We start from the raw sequence: 17,461 nt of genomic DNA, 5'->3' as shown, positions 1-17,461 counted from the left end.
AAAAAAGAAAAGCCTTCCCAGCAGTGGGAAGGCTTTTTTACTGACCAGAACCTAGGTTGTTAATCGGCCACGAATCCGTGTAATCCTAAGAACCCGACCGAAGCCATAGTTTTAAGCTTCCGGCTCGGCTACCTGGTAGCTTATTTTATCGGCCGTCACGTCAGACACATCGAAGCGGACGCCGTCGAAGGTGCTTTTCACGGTGATGCTGTGAATCATGTCGCAGCCGGGGCACTTGATTTCTTCGGTTTCGAACTGGTCGGTTGCGTCGAGCGACGAGGCGTCGGAGTCGGGAGCCGGCACACCGAGCAGGTCGGTAAATACTTCAGTATGACACTGGTTACACTCAAATTTTAGACCTACGGTGCGGCCTTGTAATTCTTCGAGCGGAGCTAGGGTATCGGTTTTTTGCTGAATCCACATAAGCGGTGATGGTTGGGTTTGGGAGAGTGGCGGTATTGCTAAAAGCAAGCTGGCTGCCTGCTCGTGTTAGGTGTACGCACAAAACCCCGCTTTATGTTGTGTTTTGAAAAAGAGAATCAACCTGTCATTCCGAGCAGCGCGAGGAATCTGCGGAAAGAAAGCTAGGTTATTGCCTCATATTCGTTGTCTCTGCTTGAGGCGCAGAATGCTCGGAATAACAAGCTGCTGTAAATGCCCATCCCTATGTCTGTTACCTCCTCAGTAAGTACTAAAAACCTGCCCGTGGTGCCGCGGTACAAGTCATTGCTCGGCTCTATGCTGCTGGCGGCCAACCCCATCCCGATTCTCAACAGCTACCTGGATACGTACGGCGATACGCTGATCCTGTACATCGGCGGCGTCCGCCCCACGCTGCTCACCCGCGACCCGGGCCTGGTGCAGCACATTCTGCAAAAGAACCACCGCAACTATCCAAAGTCGGAGTTTTCGCACGGTATTGCACGCTACCTAGGTCATGGCCTGCTCACCAGCGAAGGCAGCTACTGGCTCCAGCAGCGTCGCCTGATTCAGCCGGGCTTTCACCGGCAGCGCGTGGCCGGATTAGTGGAAGTAATGCAGGCCGAAATAAACGAATGCCTAAAGCCACTCGAACGCCAGCTGGGGCAGGAGGAAGGCGCCGTGGAAGTAGCGGTGCATAAGCTCATGACCAACACGGCGTTTCGCATTATCGCGCGTTCCACTTTCAGTACCAACATCAACAATGCCGAGCTGGAGCAGATGTCAGCGCTGCTCACGGCTATCCAGGCGTTTTATGTGCGTACCATTCGGCAGCCGTATCTGCGGCCGTGGCTTTCCCTGCGAAACCAGTTTCAGCAGCACGATAAGCTAGCCTCGGAGCTGCGCGAAATGGTGCGCGGCTACGTGCGGCAGCGCCAGCAAACGGCTGGCTCTTACGACGACCTATTGCAAATGCTGCTCGATGTACGCTACGAAGACACCGGCGAGCCGATGACGGAAGAGCAAGTAGTCGACGAAGCGCTGATCCTGCTCGTAGCCGGCCACGAAACGTCCGCTAATGCCTTGTCGTGGATGTGGTATTTGCTGGCCCAGCATCCGCAGGTAGTCACCCGCATGCGGACCGAAATGACGCAGGTGCTCGACGGCCGCTCAGCTTCCTTTGCCGATTTGCCGAACCTAGGTTACTCACTGCAAATCGTGCAGGAAACCATGCGCCTCTACCCGCCCGCCTGGATTGTGGACCGCGTGGCGCAGGAAGACGATTCGTATAACGGTATCAGCCTACCTAAAGGCACTTTGGTTTCCGCGTACCTGCTCGGCATTCACCACGCACCTAGCCTCTGGCAAGATGCCGAAACGTTCCGCCCCGAGCGTTTTGCGCCCGAGCAGATGAAGCAGCAACCGCCGTACGCGTACATTCCATTTGGCGGTGGCCCACGCCTGTGCATCGGCAATCAATTCGCCCTCACTGAAATGCAGTTGGTGTTGCTCGAAATGCTGCGCCGCTTCGAGGTAGATTGGGTCGAGCAACCACCAATTCAGCTGCAACCGCTCATCACGCTCCGCCCGCGGCAGGAGATTCGGCTGCAGTTTCGGAAACGAAGCTAGATTTTGCAGACGTAGGATAAAGCAAAGCAGACCGTCATGCTGAGCTTGTCGAAGCATGACGGTCTGCTTTGCTTTTGAAAGCTAGGTTGTTAATCCTTCACCAGCTTATCAATCGTCTGGTTGAAATCGGCTACCAACTCATCGTAATACTTGCCAGTGCCGGGGCCGGAGAAGCCCGTATTGATCTTCCGCACGTCGCCTTTTTTGTCGATGATGATGGTGGTGGGGAAGGCTAGCACTTTGTCTATCTGCGGCAGCGACTTCGAGGCGGCGTCCTTGTCGGCGATGCCCGCCACGGCTAGGTCGTAGCCAACCTTGAAGCGGTCCTTCATCTTGCGCAGGCGCTCGGCGGCTTTGGCGTACTCGGGGCTGCGCTCGTAACCTAGGCCGATGATTTCTACGCCGCGGCTTTTGTTCTTCTCGTACCACGGCGCCAGGAAGTTCGTTTCATCCATGCAGTTGGGGCACCACGAACCGAGCAACTGCACCACCACCACTTTGCCCTTGTACTTCGGGTCGGAAAGCGAGATGGCGCCGCCTTCGTAGATGCTCGGGAATTTGAAAGCTAGCTTTTTCTCGCCCGGCTTCATGAAGGTGAGCGAATTGGCGTCGGGCAGCTTGGCGTTAGAGTCTAAGTCCGCAACCCAAGTCTCATGGCCGCTCTTGCCGCTGTAGAAGTCGCCTGTAATAACATTTACAGTATTAGCAGGGTGCATCTGCGCAGTGAATAGAAAAGCATGACTGCCGTCAAAGGTGCTTAGCTTTAATTGGTTGCCATCAACTTCTCCAGCTAGATACCGGTAATCACCAGTGGTAGTAAGGAAAGTACCTGTTACCTCGCTAGACCCTTGCTCGAAAATACCTACAGCAGGATAAGTTTTGCCTTCTTCATCCTTGAAGGTAACTCGATAGGTTCCGCCAAATGCTTGATAAGCTTTAGGTTGTTTTTTTAGAAATAAGCTTTTCTCTCCTTTGGTCGCCGCAAACGGCACACGATACGGCTCCTTTGCGTCATACTTCACCCAAGCACCTTTCAGCTTGTCCTCGCCATCCTTGCGCACGACCAGTGCCGCATCGAAGGCACCTAGCTTGATGGTGGTTGAGTCGCCGGCGGCGGCTATTTCTTCGAGCTTCAGCTTCTCGGCGCCATTGCGCAGGTACACGGCCACGGGCTGGTTGTTGTTGCCGGTTTCGACGTCAAACAAGAACGGAATTTCCTGGCTTTGCGCTGAGAGCACGCCGCGCCAGGTACCAGCTTGCAGGTAGTTAGCATCCGGCGTGGAAGTGGCACCAGCCTCTTTTTGCTCGGAAGAATTGGATTGGCAGCCAGCCACCACCAGCGCAAGGCTAGCTCCGGCTACGATCTGCCGAATGGCGGAAGGAAAGAACATAGATTCAGAAGAAAAGAATGCTTGACTAAACTACTCCAATCTGGAATTAGTTTATATAAGAACGTCGCAAATATAAAGTTTGGGTGCCGCAACAAGGGGCGCTTATATTTGCGTACTGTTCAAAAAGCAGCTTACTTTTTCACTCTTTCCATTTCTCTATTATGGCGTTTGACATAGAAATGATTCAGGCCGTGTACGCCGGTATGGGCCAGCGCATTGAAGCCGCCCGTGCCGCTGTAGGCCGTCCGCTCACGCTAACCGAAAAGATTCTGTACGCTCACTTGTATGGCGGCCAAGTCAACAGTGCGTACGAGCGGGGCGTTTCCTACGTCGATTTTGCCCCCGACCGCGTGGCCATGCAAGATGCCACGGCCCAGATGGCGCTGTTGCAGTTCATGCAGGCCGGCAAAGACAAAACCGCCGTGCCCAGCACCGTACACTGCGACCACCTAATCCAGGCTCGCCTGGGTGCTGACCAAGATTTGGCCGAAGCTAACTCTGAAAACAAGGAAGTGTACGACTTCCTGGCCTCCGTTTCGAACAAATATGGCATCGGCTTCTGGAAGCCCGGTGCTGGTATCATTCACCAGGTGGTGCTCGAAAACTACGCCTTCCCCGGCGGCATGATGATCGGTACCGACTCGCACACGCCAAACGCAGGTGGCCTAGGTATGATTGCCATCGGTGTAGGTGGTGCTGATGCCGTTGACGTAATGGCCGGAATGGCCTGGGAGTTGAAGTTCCCGAAAGTCATTGGCGTGAAGCTGACCGGCAAGCTGAGCGGCTGGACAGCTCCTAAAGACGTAATCCTGAAAGTAGCCGGCATCCTAACCGTAAAAGGCGGCACCGGTGCTATCGTTGAATACTTCGGCGAAGGCGCTGAAAGCATGTCCGCTACGGGTAAGGCTACTATCTGCAACATGGGTGCTGAAATCGGCGCTACCACGTCGGTATTCGGCTTCGATGAGCGCCAGGCTGACTACCTGCGCAGCACCAACCGCGCCGACGTTGCCGAACTGGCCCAAGGCGTAGCCCAACACCTGCGCGCCGACGACGAAGTGTACGCTAACCCCGCTAACTTCTTCGACCAACTGATCGAAATCAACCTGTCGGAGCTGGAGCCGCACGTAAACGGCCCCTTCACGCCGGACGCTGCCTGGCCGATTTCGCAATTCGCTTCGGCTGTGAAAGAGCACGGCTGGCCCGAAAAGCTGGAAGTAGGCCTGATCGGCTCGTGCACCAACTCTTCGTACGAAGACATCACTCGCGCCGCTTCTATCGCCGAACAAGCAGTATCGAAGGGCCTGACGGTGAATGCTGAATTCACGGTAACGCCCGGCTCGGAACTCGTGCGCTACACCGTAGAGCGCGACGGTCTGCTCGACACGTTTGCTCAAATGGGCGGCGTCGTGCTGGCTAATGCTTGCGGTCCGTGCATCGGCCAGTGGGCTCGTCATACCGATGACCCCAAGCGCCGCAACTCGATCATCACCTCGTTCAACCGCAACTTCGCTAAGCGTAACGACGGCAACCCGAACACCCACGCTTTCGTAGCTTCGCCCGAAATTGTAACGGCTTTCGCTATTGCCGGTGACTTGACTTTCAACCCGCTCACTGACACGCTACCCACCAAAGATGGTCAGCAAGTGAAGCTAGATGAGCCACGCGGTGTAGAAACTCCTCCTCGTGGTTATGACGTAGAAGATGCTGGTTACCAGGCACCTGCTGCCACCGGCGTAGGTATACAGGTACTCGTTGATCCGGAGTCCGACCGTCTAGAGTTGCTGGAGCCCTTCAAGCCCTGGGAAGGCACTGACCTCAAAGGTCTGCGTCTGCTGATTAAAGCGCAGGGCAAGTGCACCACCGACCACATCTCTATGGCTGGCCCTTGGCTGATGTACCGTGGTCACCTGGACAACATCTCCAACAACATGCTGATCGGGGCCACCAACGCCTTCAATGGCGAAGCTAACGCCGTGAAGGACCAAGTGACGCAGGGGAATCCGTATTCGTCAGTGCCGCAGGTTGCTCGTAACTACAAGTCGATGGGTATCGGCTCGGTAGTAGTAGGCGACGAGAACTACGGTGAAGGTTCTTCGCGCGAGCATGCTGCCATGGAGCCTCGCCACCTAGGTGTACGCGCCGTGATTGTGAAGTCGTTTGCCCGTATTCACGAGACCAACCTCAAGAAGCAAGGCATGCTGGCTCTCACCTTCGCCAACAAGGCCGACTACGACCTGATCGAGGAGGACGACACGATCGACATCATTGGCCTGACGACGTTCGCGCCGGGCAGCCAGATCCAGGCTCGTCTGCACCACACCGACGGTGACACGGACCTGATCAACCTGAACCATACCTACAACCAAGGTCAGATTGAGTGGTTCAAGGCTGGCTCTGCGTTGAACCTGATCCGCTTGCAGGAAACGGGTGGCGCTCAGCTCTCGCAGAAGTAAGTAGCAAACCTAGGTACCTAGGTTCTGTAAAACGGCCGCTTCCTGAAAAGGAGGCGGCCGTTTTTGTATGAATAAGTTTGCGCTCTGCTGAGGCTGGCGCATTCGAAAGAGGCAGGTTGTCCAAAAAGCCCGTGTTTCCCGTGCAGATTTCTCATTCAGGACAGGCGTGTATTCTCAAATTGGGATAAGAGGACTTGGCTACAAAGCTTGGGAGCGGCTTGTAAAGAAATAATAATATAAAAATTTATATATTTAAATTATAGTTTTATATTTTTGTATTCGCCCTACCTATTTGCTCACGCCTGTTTTCCTCTGTGATGATGACCTGTTCCCAAGTTGAGAATTTTTTGCAGTTGCTGGGATTTCAGCCGGATACTGTTCCTCATGCCTATTGGCAGAATACCGTACAAGGGTGCATTCGGGTGCGGCATAATAGCGCGGGGCGGGGCATCCTGATCGAAGGACCGCAAGGGTTGGTAGGAGGAAACGTGAGCCACGGTCGGCACCTGCTCACGATGCTGTCCACAGCCGGGTGGACGGCCAGTGAAGTGCCGGAGAGCTAGGTAGCTAGGTGAGCTAGGTTGTTGCGGTATTTCTGCGGCGGCTACTCAGCCGCAGGAATGGGTGATGCGTATACGTATAGAGGCACACCGCCCAATACAGACCTGTTTTCTTGCTCCTCTTGCTTATGGCTGTAGCATTTACTTCCATCACTGCTGCACCAGAGCCGTCGTATGTATTTAACAATGCGGCCGGTTCAATAATGCTTATGCCCAAACAGGGCTATGTTCGTTTGGGCTGGGCCGGGTATCCAACCTCGGCGCCGGTGTGGCAGCAGCTGTTGGATCAGGCGCTTGTGCAACTGCAACACTATCAGTGGCATAAGCTGTTAGGTGATCAGCGGGTGCTGCCGCTGTTTGCCGCCGAAAACCAAGCATGGATACTGCTCGACAGGCTGCCGCGGGCCACACGGGCGGGCTTGCGCTACGGGGCAATTGTAGCTCCGCAGAATGTGCTGGTGCGGCTGGAAACGGCTGCTTTCCTGTGTGAGTTTAATGCGTATCCGATTACGTACTGCCTTTTTGCGGACGAGGCTGCTGCTATAGCGTGGCTGGAGCAGCAGCCCTAGGTTTGGTAGTAGCGTTGTCGTACGCTGCCGCCGCTTCATTGCGCTGCCTTCGTACCTTTACCGCATACGGTGATGGATTGCCACCGCGAGCCGCCGGATCCAACTGCTCCGCGCTGATGATTCCTACGCAACGGGCGGCCACGCGGGTCGGCCGGGTAGTTCATCCTGATGCTCGCTTTCATGGTCGGTCGTATTCTCTCCTTTCGTTGGCTGCCTGCACCTTTGCGGGCGCTGGCTATTACCTCGCATTTGCTGTTTTTGAGCCGTTGGGTGCTGCTTAGCCTCCTGATCGGAACATTAGCGGGTACTGCGTCCGCTGTTTTTCTGGTCTCGCTGGATTGGGTAACGCGCTGGCGGGAGCTGCACCTGTGGGTAATTGGCCTGCTACCCGCAGCAGGCTTTGTGATTGGGTTGGCTTACCACTACTTCGGCAGCCGGGTGGTGCGCGGCAACAACCTGATTCTGGATGAAATTCATGCCCCGCAAGGCCTGATACCGCTACGGCTGGTGCCGCTGGTACTCGGGGGCACGCTGCTCACTCATCTGTTTGGCGGCTCGGCCGGGCGCGAAGGCACCGCAGTGCAAATGGGCGGCGCCTTGGCCGATCAGCTCACTCACCTTTTCCGACTGCGCCCCCGCGACCGGCGCCTGCTGCTGATTGCGGGCATGAGCGCGGGCTTTGCTTCGGTTTTTGGAACCCCACTGGCTGGGGCTGTCTTTGGGCTGGAAGTGTTCCTGCTAGGTTCTGTCCGCTACGATGCCATTCTACCTAGCTTCCTGGCCGCCATCAGCGCCGACTACGTGACCCGTGCCTGGGGCGTGGGACACACGCATTACCCGCAGCTTGAAGCTTTCTCCATCACGCCGCTGGCCCTGATTTGTACCCTGATCGTAGGAATTTTATTCGGGTTGGTGGCCCGTAGCTTCGCAACGCTCACGCACTGGATCAGTAAACGATTTGGGCGCATCGGCTACCCGCCGCTACGGCCGGTAATTGGTGGTGTGTTGGTAGTTGCATTCGTGTGGGGGCTAGGTACCACGCGCTACATCGGGCTGGGCGTGCCCGTTATTGTAGAAGCCTTTCATACGCCGCTCGGCCCCGCGGACTTTGCCTGGAAGCTTTTGCTGACGGCGCTTACCTTGGGTTGCGGCTTCAAAGGCGGCGAGGTGACGCCGCTGTTTTTCATCGGGGCGGCGCTAGGCAGCGCCTTGTCGGTGGTGGTGCCGTTGCCAGTGGCCTTGCTGGCCGGCATGGGCTTCGTGGGCGTATTTGCGGGCGCGGCCAACACGCCTCTGGCATGCACGCTGATGGGCTTAGAGCTGTTTGGCGTGCAGGCAGGCGTGTACCTAGGTTTGGCCTGCGTCGTGGCTTACCTGTTCTCCGGACACGGCGGTATTTACTCGGCACAGGTTATTGGGCAAGCCAAGCACCCGCGTTTTGGGCGGCAGCAGGGCAAGCGGCTGGGAGATTTATAAAATAAAGGCCGAACGGAGCCTCCGTTCGGCCTGAAGAAAGTTTTGTTTACACAAGCAACCTAGCTCGCATCTTCCTCTTTCCAGGTAGAAGAAGTACCGCTACCATAGCGCGGATCATCGGCCGCATAAGCAGCGCGGCGGGTGCTTTCGTCGCTGTTTTGGGCTGCCGCCACCGCCTCCGGATCTTGGTTCTGCTCGACGTGACCACGCTGCCCCGCTGGGTCGGCTTGCCGGCTCACCTGGCCGTAGTCTTCAGTGGCGTTCGGGCGCTTCTTGCGGAACTCGCTGAACTCGTCGGGGTTGTCGTTTGAGCCGTCGTTGGATGCCTGCGCAGACCTAGGTTGGCCGGCATTCTCTGGATTACCAAACTCACCATAGTTTGGCGTGGCAGGAGTGCCCTGAGGCGTTGGTTGGGGCGTATTTTCCATGGAGAAGCGAATAAGGAGAAAGTAGGGTAACTGTTGAGTATACGTGCTTGCTCCTGTTTTGGCTACTATGCGGCCTCAGCGGAGCGGAGCGCATCAATTCGGTACTTAGAAAATACCAGCAGGGGGTTTGTTGCCGCAGGTCTCAAAGCGTAGCTACCTGCCCCTGCCTGTTTTCCCTGGGTTTTTGCACCAAGTAATAATAAGCCAGAATCAGCAGGCCAATCAGGAAGGGGATGATAGCCAGATGCTTGCCTTCGATGGTATGAGCAATCAGAACGGTATCGAAACCAACAAACTCGCTGATCATCCAGTAGGAGTTGGCCGCAATCCAGAACACAATAGCTAGGTTGTGCGCCAGCTCCGACTTGAGGCTGCGCGTGCGCCAACAGATGATAACGGCAATGCCGAGCGTGGGCAGAATCATCAGCAGGCCCAGCGGTTTCCACACCATGCACCAGCTAATGTCTTTCACCAGCCAGAACAGGATGTGCATATTCTCCATCTTCCGGTACTCGGCCGGGATGCTGTAAACTTCTTCGGAGGTTGGTTTCATGCGAAAAGCGGAAAGCCAAATCTACTCAGCAAAAAGGCTAGTAAAAAAGAAACCCGGCTACCTCCGCGTGGTAAGCGGAAGCGCCGGGATAGGAGGGTTTACCTGAAAAACGAAGCAGCAGTTAATTCAGCCACACCTCAGCCACCGACTCGAAGCGGTGGGGGGCGAAAGCACCGTAAGGACGCTCAGCGTAAAAACCCAGTACGTGAATCTGTGGCTCGCCGGTGCGGGCGTTGGTCATCACGCGCACAGGGTACACTTTGCCAGCAACCGGCCAATCACCGATATAGTCGGCAGGACGGCGGCTAGCATTCACGCAGCGGGCATATTGCTGCACGGGAAGCGGAGTAGGAAGCTTTACTTTCGACATATGCAAAGATACGAATGCCTGATGAAAACTAAAAATGTTAGCCAATTATATTTGTAAGATACCGCACGTCTATGATGCTTAGGTTCAGGAACTTTTTTAATACGATTTTAACTAATGTCTAAGTAATGAGGGCTATATAGCATAGATTTATTATGCAAGCATACTTTTTATAGCGCTATAATTATTAGCTATGCTATTTTTTTTAGTAGTGCTTGTTTTGAACTGCCCGTAACCAGTTAGTAGACAATAATCTAATGCTTGGAAGTGTTGTAAAAACCAGATAGTTGTAATAGCTGATGATTGATCGAGACTTTAGATGCTAGTTGCAAGCACAAACGAAAGGCCCCTCGTTCACAGTAGGTTATTCTGTGAGCGAGGGGCCTTAAGCTAGGTTGGGCCGTGTGGTTACGGCTGTACCAGAACGCGGCGAGTAAGCGTGTTAGTTGGGCTTTGCACCTGAATGACGTACATGCCCGCCGTGTAGCTACCTAGGTCGAGGTCGGTGGCGGTGCTGCGTACGGGCTGCTGATGGATGCACTGGCCAAGTGAGTTCAGCAGGCGCAGCTGTTGCCCAACAAAGGCCTGCGGAACTTCGACGCGCACCTTACCGGCCGTAGGATTTGGATACACCTGCCACTCGGTAGTAGCAGTAGCTTGGCGCGTTGGTAGCACCGTTGCATTGTAGTTGAGCTGAGCCGACGTAGCCGCAGTTTGCAGTTCGGCCAGCGAAGCGGCGCCGAGTACGGCAAAGGCCACCGTAACGGAGTCGCCGGGCGCCAGGGTCTTGATGGCTGCGCCTACTACCTGCGATACGTCGGTGCCGTTGGGCAAGCCCGCCGTGGGCTTGCTGGTACCGCTGCTCAGCGACAGGAACTTCTCTGCGCGGCTGAGGCCATCGCGCATGTAGATCGGCGAAGCCGCCGAGCCATTATTATCAATTGAATAGACCGTTGGCGTGCCGCCACGCAGCACTTTCACGCCCGTGTAGATGCTGGTAGCAACCGGCGAGTACACGTAGCCCAGCGAACGGCTAGCATCCCAGTCGGCGGCGTTGCGGGTAACCGTAAGCGGCAGGTCCCAGTCCATAAACAGGCCCGCGTAGAGGGGGCGCAGCGTGTCAGCAGTCACGTTAGTCATCGTGTACTCCACCACCACGTAGTTGCGCTGCCCGGCATTCGACCATGCATACGCGTGCTGGTTGATGCGCAGGCCTACGCTGTTCTTCTGCTGGGCGCTGGGGGCCGCATCGCGGAAGGTGCCGGAAGCTTCCTGAGTGGCCCGCAGCGGAACGGCATTCATAGCAAGCTGGTTGAGGGACGAGAAGTCGGTGCGGCTGTTGTAGGGTGTTTCGCGGACGCGGTCGGAAGTGCGGGTGGGGCTGGTTGCCACCATCAGGCCGCCTTCGGCCAGCAGCAGGCCGCTATTTTTGTAGGTGATGCTCTCACCCAGGTAAGACCCCAGGCCATCGTAGCCGATGTTGCCGCGGCTGGTAAGCGTGAGGCGCAGGTCGCCGGCGTCGAGCAGGACGTAGCCGGGGTTGAGCAGCAGCGTGATAAACTGGTCGCTCTCGTAGCCATGGGCCGCAAAGTGGTATTTGAGGATGGCCTTCGTATTAACCGGTACTGCGGCGTCGACGGATACCTGGAATGGTGCATCTTCGTTCGTGACGTGTTCCAGCGTGGCCAGCGAACCTACTACGCAGGTATTTTGGCGAACGGTTACGTAAGGGGAAAGCGACGTAAGCGTTATTTTAAGTTGATCAACGGGCAGCAGCATGTTCTGCACCTCCGTGATAATGCTCATCGCATCACCGGCCAGGAATACCTCGCGCGAAGGCGTAAACTTGCTGCTTATCACGCGGATTTCGCGTCGGTCGGTTTGAGTAACGGCGCGGTAGGCATTGATGCGACCGGTACCTAGCTTGCCAACGTAAGCACTATTATCGGCCAAGCCGTAGATATTGTCAGCCGTTTGGCGCAACTGGGCCGCTACCTGATCGGCAGTGTACTGCGGAAAGCGGGTCCTTACCAAGGCAGCCACGGCCGCTACCTGCGGAGCCGCAAACGACGAGCCGCCAACACCAATATAATCATTGAGATAGTCGCCAAACGTAGTCCAGATATTCTGGCCGGGCGCTGATACCGAAACTTTGTAGCTGTAGGTAGCGGCGCCACCTTTTACATCGCGGGTCGTCAGGGAAGCTACCGAAATAACGTGGTCGTAGCTGGCCGGGTAAAAGTCCAGCTCGGCATTGGTGTTGCCCGCTGCTGCTACCACCACTGCATCGCGGTTGACGGCAGCGTAGTTAATAACATCCTGCTCGAACTGCGAGCGGCCGCCCTCGCCGCCCCAGGATAGGTTAATAATCTGGCAGCCGTGATCAGCAGCGTACACTACTCCTTCAAAACCCGCGAAGTCGCCGGCGTAAGTGCTGGGATAAGCCTTGATAGGCAAGTACTTGCAGCGAAAGCCCACACCGGCTACACCAAGGCCATTGTCGGCGCGGGCAGCGGCAACGCCCGTTACTAAAATGCCGTGCACCTTCTCGTTGGTTAGCGGGTCGGAGGTGGGGTCGTTGTCATGATCGGCTAAGTCCCAGCCGTTGAAGTTGTCGACGTAGCCATCGTGGTCATTGTCGATGCCGTCGATGGGGTCGGCGTAGTTGTGCTTGATCTGCTCTTTCAAATCTTCGTGCAGCAGGCGCGTGCCCGTATCAACGATGCCGATAACGATGGAAGTATCGCCTTTGGTCACGTCCCAGGCGCGGTAGGCCTTGATGTTTTTCAGGTAGTATTGCTGGCCCGCTACCGAGTCGGCCAGTGGGTCGTTGGGCTGGGAGAGCAGCGGACGGCGGTAAAGCGGCTCGGCGTATTCCAGGGCGCCGGTTTGCATGAGGGCGCGGCAGGCTTTTTCCAGCGAGAAATCGGGTGCTAGGTCAACCTGATACACCAGCTGAAGATTGACGGCACCATGGCGGTCGGGGTCGGGGAGCAATGAGTGCGGAAACTTGAGGCGAAGATTCGTCGCACCTAGCTGCTCCAGCACGCTGGTGAGCACCGGAACGTTCGGCTGCGTAGCGCCAGCCTGGCTGCGGAATTCAGACTTGAGTTTTAGGACCAGCTTACCCGGTTGAGCAACCGGTGTTGATTGGGCGCATAAGCTGCTGATAGTGTCGGTAGAAAGGAATAGTACTAATAAAAGGGTGCGTAGAAATTCTTTCATAAACGAGCGGAAGAATAGGAGGAATACAGTTTCAGGAGCTTAAGAAGACATTTTTCGTGCCGTCTGCCTGATTTTATTCAATTCTCCTACTTTCCTACAAGTTTGCCTGTGTTCTACACAATTATGCTTGTTTATAGGTAAAGTTATAAGAGTAATCTTGGTTAATATCTAAGTTATTGAATGTTCTTAAGAGAGCTTTGGCTTACATTAAATAGGACTATCCCAGAATGAAAGAGATTTTGCTCAATCGTAGAATTAGCAACTTGCAGCCAGTTGTCCATAATTAAGAAGCTGATAAAGAGCAAGGTGATGCAAGCAATCTAGCCCTAGGGTTAAAGATGTTGGGTGTGATGAGAACCTAGGTTTGTACGGACGTGTGGGCGAAGCTGAGAAGGTAGTGGGCACGAAAAAGCCCCAACGCCGGAGGGCATTGGGGCTTTTGAATGGACAGCTATAAATGTGTTAGTTGCCGGTAGGACGCTCCTTGCCGGAAGCTTCAGGGGCACAAGATTTTGCCTGCACTTTGCCATCAGCCCCAAACTCGATGCGAATAGGCGTTGTGTCGGTGGCACTGCCGAAGAGATACGACCAAGTGGTACCGTTGCCGCTTTTGTCGTCCTGACCGGTGGGCTCGCCCATGAGGTGGCGCACCTGTTCCTGGGTCATCCCGATTTGGACCTTCGCGCAAGCCTCGGCATTCTTGTAGCTTTCTTGCGCTGTGCAGCCCGCCAAAAAGCAGCTGGCTGCAATGGCAACCGAGAGAATATAATTTTTCATAAACCAGGGGTTAGAACAGGTTTTGCAGGTCCTTGCGCAGGTTGTCGATGCCTCGGCGGATTTCATCCCAGGTGCTCGGCTCAGACGAGGATGTCTTTATTTCCTGCACCGACCCGAGCTGCTGAGCTAGCTTGGCGCGTTTCACTTCCAGGGCCGCAATGTGCTCGTGGTACGTGGCTTCGGAATGCGCGGTAGTAGTATGGGCGCGATTTTGGAGAATCTTGATTTTGGCCGTTAGCTCTTCGAGGGCTTGGTGAAGCTCGTGCTCGTTGAGTTGCGGCGCACGCATGTGTTCGGGGTGCGGAGTGTAGGTCATGGCGGATATAGCTAGGTTGGTACCGGCGGCAAAAGGCCGGCGCCAACAGGCGGAAAATCAGTCTAGCTGTTTGTACTGATTTTGCAGGCTAAAGGATGCCGCCACCCAGCAGAATAGCGCTTTCAGACGCCCCATTGGCGCGGCACACCTAGCTCACGGGCCAGCGGTGCCACTGCCGATTGCCACAAGCGTTCTAGCAGTTCGTTCACCGGCGGAGCTAGCTCTATGTGGTAATCGGGGTGGAGCTTATCGGCTTGGCGCAGAACGTCGTGGGTACGCTTGGCTAGGTGCTGAAGCAACGGCTGTGTGGGGCCGTGCAGGCGCGCTACGCAGGCGGGCTGATGCTCAAACACGCGACTAAGCAGCCGCACTGTCAGTTCCACTTCGCCGAGCGTATCGCCCGTGATTCTGGCGTGGTAGCCGATACGGGCTTGCAGCTGCCGCACAATAACCAGCAGATCATTAGGAGTTTGGTGAAAGCCGCGCACCGGGTCGTCAATCTGCGTGCGCAATGCCTGGCGGCGGTCTTCAAGGGCGTCGGGGCCTTCTAGCAGGCGGTAGGCTAGCTGCTCGGTCAGCACGGCATCCTGGCTGACGAGGCGGGTGAGCAGTTGGTCTTTTTCTTTCTGGGGCAGGTTGAGCAGGGCTTTGCGGAGGTCGGGGGAGAGCGTGGGCATGATAAGCTAAGGTTGTGCTACGCTGAGTGGTAGAAACGTGCGGCAACAACACCCAAACACAAAAGGTAGGTTTATTTCTCCTGCGGAAACTGATATTCCTGCAAAGCGGCTTTCGATTTAGGGGTGGGTGTTTCGGCCAGCTGTTCGGCGGGTACGGCCATGCCTTGCAGGGCCAGTTGGTGCCGCGCCTCGTCGAACTCATTCTCGCTCTTGGCAATAACCAAAGTAGCCACGCCATTGCCGATGACGTTGGTGATGGCCCGTGCTTCCGACATAAACCGATCAACGCCGAGCAGCAGCGCCACGCCTTCTACGGGAATGACTTTGGTAGCCGCCAGGGTAGAAGCCAGCACGATAAAGCCCGAACCCGTCACGCCCGCCGCGCCTTTCGAGGTGAGCATCAGAATACCAATGAGCGACAATTCCTGCCCCAACGACAGCGAGATGTCAAAAGCCTGCGCCAGAAAAATAACCGCAATCGACAGGTAAATGGAAGTGCCATCGAGGTTGAAGGAATAGCCCGTCGGAATGACCAAGCCCGCGACGGAGCGCGAGCAGCCCAGGCGCTCCAGCTTGTCGATCATGCGCGGCAAGGCCGACTCCGACGACGAAGTGCCGAGCACCAGCAGAATTTCCTCCTTGATAAAACCTAGGTAGCGCCACAAACTCAGCCCGTAAAACCGCATAATCAGGTTCAGCACCACGAAAATGAACAGGAACATGGTTAGATAAACTACCAGCATGAGCTTAGCCAGCGGCAGCAGCGTGGCAATACCGTATTTGCCAATCGTGAAAGCCATACCGCCGAACGCCCCCAGCGGAGCTAGCTTCATGACGATGGCCAGCACCCCGAACATAGCGTGCGAAAGCCGGTCGAAGGTCTGCATGAGCGGCTGACTGTAGTTGGAGGGTAAGCGGCTGACAGCCACACCAAACAGCACCGCGAACAGCAGCACTTGCAGCACTTCACCCTCCGCAAAAGCGCCCACCACGTTGTGCGGCACAATGTGGGTAATGAACCCCACCCAATCCATGCCGCCCGAGGTGGCTTGCGTGGTGTACTTCGCGGCTTCGGCTGCTTGCGCCGCCCCTTGGCTCGCTACCGAAGCGCGGGCATCGATGCCGTGGCCGGGCTTGGCTAGGTTCGCCGCCGTTACACCGATTGCCAGGGCTAGGGTTGTCACGATTTCGAAGTACAGCAGCGCCTTGCCACCCACGCGGCCCACCTTTTTCATGTCGCCCATGCTGCCAATGCCGAGCACCACCGTCAGGAAGATGATGGGCGCAATGAGCATTTTGATGAGGTTGATGAACGTGTCGCCCACCGGTTTCAGCGCCGCCCCGAAGCCGGGAAACAGCGACCCGACGACAATACCGAGGGCAATAGCCGTGAGGACTTGAAAGGTGAGGTTGGAAGTGAGTTTTTTCATGCTGCTGGTAAAAAGGACGAAGCCGACCTAGGTAGCCCTAGTCGGCTCGTAACGCAGGTTTGCGGCTGCGGTTCTAAAGATGCGTACGGCGAAAGCTAGGTTGCGGGCTTCGCGATTTTCCAGATGGAAATTAGGGCTAGGAGCAGGAGCAGGTAGAGAGAGCTACGCCAAAGTGGATGACCACAGTTTACAAGAAGTTAGGAAGACAATTATCAATGTATTTAGGACTGTATTCGGATTCAGGTTCCTCCGTAAGGACGTAAATAGTAAGTGTTTTACCACGATTATCAACAGCGTATTGATGCCAGTTATTTCTTGTTAACATATCCAAGACCCTGACTACATCACTGTATGATGCACCCGAGTAGAAGCGAAATCTGATGCCGTTAACAGAGTTAGGATATTTTCGAAGTCTATACAGGGATTGTTGAGCCGCTTGAATTGTCCACCGGTTGGAAAAAGCGTGATTAGTAAAGGTGTAGTCATGCCAAATCCTCAGTGCTTCAATTTCTTGTTGCGTGTAGCACCAGCGAGAAGCAGAGCCATCATCAAAGAAAGAGGGGGATCCATCACAGCGTGGCATGATAGTGAGCTTTAAAACATGCTGAGTTTGAAGCTTTTTATTTCTAGCAATCTGCATACACCCGAGCAGCAACAGAAACCCCAGCGCCAGCAGTCCCGGCGGAAACAGCAGCTTGCGACGATAACGACGAGGAAAGTACATACGTGTGGAAGTAGTGAGTTTGGACCTGTACAGCTAGGTGATGCCCAGCCGTGCCATTTTCCACACGGATGCTAGGTTAAGTGGCAGAAATATCTACAGAGCGCTTCGCCACGACAGCTAAACCTAGCTTTATTCTCCAAGCAGCGACTGATTCACATACACATACGTGTAGCGGTGCGCTACCTGCTCCGGCACGGCGGAAAGGTGCTGTTGCGTCCAGGTATCATCGTCGAAGATGCTTTGCAGCTGAGCTTCGATTTCATCCAGTGAAAGGTCCGTGAACTTGTCGTCGAGGGCGACGGCGCGCTGGCGTAGCTCGTCGAGCGTGGTGGCCAGGGTAGTAGGAGCAGGGGCGTCGGAAGTTGGGAGCTGCTGGAGAGCGGCTAGCACCTGCGGGGTGAGATATTGTTTCATTGGAGTGAAAAGCTAGATTATAACAAGGTAACGAAAACGAGTGCAGGTC

Annotated in this window: 17 protein-coding genes and 1 riboswitch; of the genes, 5 read left to right on the top strand and 12 right to left on the bottom strand. The window is 55.5% G+C overall.

From position 1 onward, the window contains the following. Positions 1–111: 111 nt before the first annotated feature. Complete coding sequence (locus IEX74_RS16315; RefSeq protein ID WP_188815088.1) at positions 112–423, bottom strand: hypothetical protein; 312 nt, start codon at positions 421–423, stop codon at positions 112–114. A gap of 243 nt (positions 424–666) precedes the next feature. On the opposite strand from IEX74_RS16315, the gene IEX74_RS16310 reads away from it, so the two are divergent. Beyond that, on the top strand, positions 667–2,049 hold the full coding sequence (locus IEX74_RS16310) for a cytochrome P450 (protein ID WP_188815087.1): 1,383 nt from the start codon (positions 667–669) through the stop codon (positions 2,047–2,049). Between the two features lie 89 nt (positions 2,050–2,138). Here IEX74_RS16310 and IEX74_RS16305 read toward each other — a convergent pair whose 3' ends face one another. Then, positions 2,139–3,440, bottom strand: coding sequence for a peroxiredoxin family protein (locus IEX74_RS16305; RefSeq protein ID WP_188815086.1), 1,302 nt, complete (start codon positions 3,438–3,440; stop codon positions 2,139–2,141). Positions 3,441–3,601: 161 nt separating this feature from the next. Here IEX74_RS16305 and IEX74_RS16300 point away from each other — a divergent pair, with 161 nt between their 5' ends. The 4 genes from IEX74_RS16300 to IEX74_RS16285 all read left to right on the top strand — a co-directional run bounded on the left by IEX74_RS16300 (position 3,602) and on the right by IEX74_RS16285 (position 8,501). Further along, positions 3,602–5,896 carry an aconitate hydratase gene (locus IEX74_RS16300; protein WP_188815085.1) on the top strand — a complete coding sequence of 765 codons (2,295 nt, stop codon included), beginning with the start codon at positions 3,602–3,604 and terminating at the stop codon, positions 5,894–5,896. A 317-nt stretch (positions 5,897–6,213) separates the two neighbouring features. Then, positions 6,214–6,459: a hypothetical protein gene (locus IEX74_RS16295; RefSeq protein ID WP_188815084.1), complete on the top strand. Its 246-nt coding sequence runs from the start codon at positions 6,214–6,216 to the stop codon at positions 6,457–6,459. Between the two features lie 125 nt (positions 6,460–6,584). Next, complete coding sequence (locus IEX74_RS16290) at positions 6,585–7,025, top strand: hypothetical protein (RefSeq protein WP_188815083.1); 441 nt, start codon at positions 6,585–6,587, stop codon at positions 7,023–7,025. A gap of 59 nt (positions 7,026–7,084) precedes the next feature. Continuing rightward, positions 7,085–7,158: riboswitch (Fluoride riboswitch) on the top strand. Positions 7,159–7,193: 35 nt separating this feature from the next. Further along, positions 7,194–8,501, top strand: coding sequence for a voltage-gated chloride channel family protein (locus IEX74_RS16285; RefSeq protein WP_229755334.1), 1,308 nt, complete (start codon positions 7,194–7,196; stop codon positions 8,499–8,501). A gap of 59 nt (positions 8,502–8,560) precedes the next feature. Here IEX74_RS16285 and IEX74_RS16280 read toward each other — a convergent pair whose 3' ends face one another. The 10 genes from IEX74_RS16280 to IEX74_RS16235 all read right to left on the bottom strand — a co-directional run bounded on the left by IEX74_RS16280 (position 8,561) and on the right by IEX74_RS16235 (position 17,412). After that, the gene (locus tag IEX74_RS16280) at positions 8,561–8,929 is read right to left on the bottom strand and encodes a hypothetical protein (protein ID WP_188815082.1); all 369 of its coding nucleotides are present in this window, start codon (positions 8,927–8,929) and stop codon (positions 8,561–8,563) included. A 142-nt stretch (positions 8,930–9,071) separates the two neighbouring features. Further along, positions 9,072–9,482 (bottom strand): hypothetical protein, encoded by a 411-nt coding sequence (locus IEX74_RS16275; RefSeq protein WP_229755333.1) that lies wholly within the window; start codon positions 9,480–9,482, stop codon positions 9,072–9,074. A 121-nt stretch (positions 9,483–9,603) separates the two neighbouring features. Further along, positions 9,604–9,852: a hypothetical protein gene (locus IEX74_RS16270; RefSeq protein WP_188815081.1), complete on the bottom strand. Its 249-nt coding sequence runs from the start codon at positions 9,850–9,852 to the stop codon at positions 9,604–9,606. A 405-nt stretch (positions 9,853–10,257) separates the two neighbouring features. Beyond that, positions 10,258–13,074, bottom strand: coding sequence for a S8 family peptidase (locus IEX74_RS16265; RefSeq protein ID WP_188815080.1), 2,817 nt, complete (start codon positions 13,072–13,074; stop codon positions 10,258–10,260). A 462-nt stretch (positions 13,075–13,536) separates the two neighbouring features. Then, on the bottom strand, positions 13,537–13,851 hold the full coding sequence (locus IEX74_RS16260; RefSeq protein WP_188815079.1) for an outer membrane protein assembly factor BamE: 315 nt from the start codon (positions 13,849–13,851) through the stop codon (positions 13,537–13,539). A 10-nt stretch (positions 13,852–13,861) separates the two neighbouring features. Further along, entirely contained in the window at positions 13,862–14,167 is a 306-nt protein-coding gene (locus tag IEX74_RS16255; protein ID WP_188815078.1) for a sll1863 family stress response protein, read from the bottom strand. Positions 14,168–14,289: 122 nt separating this feature from the next. Beyond that, complete coding sequence (locus IEX74_RS16250; protein ID WP_188815077.1) at positions 14,290–14,844, bottom strand: hypothetical protein; 555 nt, start codon at positions 14,842–14,844, stop codon at positions 14,290–14,292. 71 nt (positions 14,845–14,915) lie between these two features. Continuing rightward, positions 14,916–16,274 (bottom strand): dicarboxylate/amino acid:cation symporter, encoded by a 1,359-nt coding sequence (locus IEX74_RS16245; RefSeq protein WP_188815076.1) that lies wholly within the window; start codon positions 16,272–16,274, stop codon positions 14,916–14,918. A 187-nt stretch (positions 16,275–16,461) separates the two neighbouring features. Continuing rightward, positions 16,462–16,998, bottom strand: coding sequence for a LamG-like jellyroll fold domain-containing protein (locus IEX74_RS16240; RefSeq protein ID WP_188815075.1), 537 nt, complete (start codon positions 16,996–16,998; stop codon positions 16,462–16,464). 129 nt (positions 16,999–17,127) lie between these two features. After that, on the bottom strand, positions 17,128–17,412 hold the full coding sequence (locus tag IEX74_RS16235) for a hypothetical protein (RefSeq protein WP_188815074.1): 285 nt from the start codon (positions 17,410–17,412) through the stop codon (positions 17,128–17,130). Positions 17,413–17,461 lie beyond the last annotated feature (49 nt).

This window comes from Hymenobacter cavernae (assembly GCF_014641455.1).
Lineage (GTDB): Bacteria > Bacteroidota > Bacteroidia > Cytophagales > Hymenobacteraceae > Hymenobacter > Hymenobacter cavernae.
Note: the sequence above shows the minus strand (reverse complement) of the source record. Positions and strands in the feature narration are given on the sequence as shown.